Raw genomic sequence first — 2,944 nt, forward strand, 5'->3', positions numbered from 1 at the left:
GCCGAGCGCATCAGGACCGAAACGCAGCGGACGCACAACGACACCGAAAACTCGGTGTTCGTCGCCGAACTGCTCGACGGCAACCTCAGCGCCGAGGGACACGTCGCGCTCATCGCGCAGTCCTGGTTCATCTACGACAGCCTCGAACGCGTCGGCCGTTCCTACACCGGCGATCCCGTTGTGGGGCCGTTCCTCACGGACGACCTGCTGCGCACCCCGGCGCTCGAGGCGGATCTCGACTATCTGATCGGTGCCGACAGGCGCACGACGATCACCCCGTTGCGAGCCACCGTCGCCTACGTCGAACGGCTCGAGCAGGTCGCGGCCGCCTCGCCCGAAGCGTTTCTGGCACACCATTATCTGCGCTATCTCGGTGACCTGTCCGGCGGTCGGATCATCCGCCGCAAACTCGAACGCGCCTACGGCTACGACCGGGACGGCTTACGCTTCTACATCTTCGACGAGATCCCGAAACCGAAGCCGTTCAAGGACTCCTACCGGGCGAAGCTCGACGCGGCGCCGCTCGACCCCGAACAGCAGCAGAGGACGATCGACGAGGCGAACCTCGTCTTCCGTCTCAACGGCGCGCTGTTCGACGAGCTCGCCGCCGATCTCGACCGGTTCCGGGTGCTGGCCTGAGCGATGATCTCTCCCACCCGCAGGGTCCCGTCGGTCCTGCTGCTCGTGCTCACCGCCGTGGTGGTCGGCGCGTGCAGCACAAGCATCCCCGGCGCTGCCCCCACGTCGTCACCGGTGCGCGCACCGCGGTCGTCGCCGACCGTGATCCGCGGCCGATCTCGACGACTCCGGCACCGGCGCTGCCGGCCACCGTGCGCAGCTTCGACGGTGCCGATGTCACCGTCACCGACATCTCGCGCATCGTCGTCGCGGATCGGTCCGGCACCCTCGCCCAGACCGTGTTCTCCCTCGGTCTCGGCGACCGCCTCGTCGGTCGTTCCACCGCGATCTTCCCGGCCGCGGAGCACCTGCCCGATGTCACGCCGGGCGGGCACGCGCTCAATGCGGAAGCGATCCTGGCGCTGAATCCGACCGTGATCCTGACCGACACGTCCATCGGGCCCCTCGCGGTGCAGGAACAATTGCGCGCCACCGGGATTCCGGTGGTGTTCGTCGATCCGCAACGCAGCCTCGACACCGTCGCCGCCGACATCGAGGCCGTCGCCGCGGCGCACGCTCGACGAGATCACCGCCGCCCGCGCTTCCGTGCCCGCCGGTCACCCGCAGCCGACCGTCGCGTTCCTGTATCTGCGCGGCGCGGCGGTGAAGATGCTCGGTGGTCCCGGTTCGGGCGCGGACTCGCTGGTCGAGGCCCTCGGGGGCCGCGATGCCGGGACCGCCGCGCGGCTCGACTCGCAGTTCGTCCCGATCACCAGCGAGGCGATGATCGCGTCGGCCCCCGACGTGATTCTGATCATGACGCACAGCCTCGAATCCGTCGGCGGTGCAGAAGGTCTGGCGGAGCTGCCCGGTGTCGCTCAGACTCCCGCGGGAAAGACCGGCAGTGTCATCGACATGGACGATTCGGTCATGCTCGGATTCGGCCCCGACAGCGGAAAGGTGCTGTCCGCGCTGGTCGAAGCGTTCTATCCCGCGGATCAGGCATGAGCGAAGTCACCGAGACCGGCGCGGTCCCCGAACGTGCATTGCGCACGCCCGCGTTCGGCCGCACCACAGTCGTGTTCGCCGGATTGGTCGTGGCGCTGGTGACCCTGGCGATCGCGTCGGCGTGCCTGGGACAGGTACCGACCGGTCCCGCGGAGGTGGTCGGCAGCGTGCTGCACCGGATCGGGCTCGACATCGGTCCGCTGCCCGCCCATCCGGCCGGTGAGGTGACGCTGTGGGAGGTTCGCTTCCCCCGCGTGGTGCTGGCGATCCTGGTCGGCGCCGCGCTGGGCTGTTCGGGCGCGCTGCTCCAGGGAGTGTTCGCCAATCCCCTCGCCGAGCCCGGTGTGATCGGGTGTCGTCCGGTGCGGCGGCGGGCGGTGCTGCCGCAACAGCACACCGCGGGATTCCCCTTCACCGCGCGGCAGGTGGTGCAGATGGGACGCGCCGCCTGGACGCGCACCCCGCGGCAGGACGCCGACGACCGCCTCATCGCAGAGGCCTTCCGCACGTGCGATGTCGCACATCTGGCAGACCGGCCGTTCCCGGCCCTGTCCGGCGGTGAACGCGCCCGGGTGGCCCTTGCGCGGGTGCTGGCGCAGGACACCCAGACCCTGCTGCTCGACGAGCCGACGGCAGCGCTGGATCTCGGACATCAGGAAACGATCATGCAGGTGGTGCGTGCACGCGCGGATCAGGGGCAGGCTGTCGTCGTGGTCCTGCACGACCTGGGTCTCGCCGCGGCATACGCCGACCGCATCTGTGTCCTCGAACAGGGACGGGTCGTCGCGGACGGCGTGCCCGCACGGGTTCTCACCGGGGAACTGCTCAGCCGCGTCTACGCCTATCCCGTGAGGGTGAGCGCGCATCCCGAATCGGGCACCCCGCTGGTGCTGCCGCGCCGCACGCCACCTGTGGCCGCTGCGGGATGAGTGCCTCCTCACACCGCTGAGCTGCGCTGCCGAGGCGCCTGCGTTACCGAGACCGCGATCAGGAACACTGGACGCCGGGTGCCGTCCCGGTGGACGGCACGAGCGACGGTGACAGCGAGGAGCAAAACGATGGGCAAACCGGTGATGCGTGGGACCGCGGTGGCGATGGGACTCGCGGTGACACTGCTGGCCGGGTGTTCGTCGGAGAACGGTCCGGAGACCATCCGCACCATCGAACCGGCCACCGCGGCCGTCTCCCCGGAACTCACCACGCCGCCCGCAGGCACCGTGCGGCCTCTCGATCAAGCGGTCGAGGCGATGGTGCTCGACCCCGCAAGCGGCGAGAGCGCGGCCCTCGCCGACGACGGGAACACCCTCCTGCTGCTCGA

The 2,944-nt window shown here is 69.8% G+C and carries 2 protein-coding genes and 2 pseudogenes; all 4 read left to right on the forward strand.

Translation table 11 applies throughout. The features are described from left to right. Positions 1–639, forward strand: a 639-nt coding sequence (locus Q8814_RS25420; RefSeq protein ID WP_330154723.1) for a biliverdin-producing heme oxygenase, incomplete at its 5' end; no start/stop codon positions are given. Between the two features lie 3 nt (positions 640–642). Then, positions 643–1,626: pseudogene (locus Q8814_RS25425) on the forward strand (heme/hemin ABC transporter substrate-binding protein). Continuing rightward, positions 1,623–2,555: an iron chelate uptake ABC transporter family permease subunit gene (locus Q8814_RS25430; protein WP_330154724.1), complete on the forward strand. Its 933-nt coding sequence runs from the start codon at positions 1,623–1,625 to the stop codon at positions 2,553–2,555. The pseudogene Q8814_RS25425 and the gene Q8814_RS25430 overlap by 4 nt, the downstream one beginning before the upstream one ends. Positions 2,556–2,684: 129 nt before the next feature. Next, positions 2,685–2,944, forward strand: a pseudogene (locus tag Q8814_RS25435) (hypothetical protein); the annotation flags it as partial.

Source organism: Rhodococcus chondri, assembly GCF_036327435.1.
Classification (GTDB): Bacteria; Actinomycetota; Actinomycetes; order Mycobacteriales; family Mycobacteriaceae; genus Rhodococcus; species Rhodococcus chondri.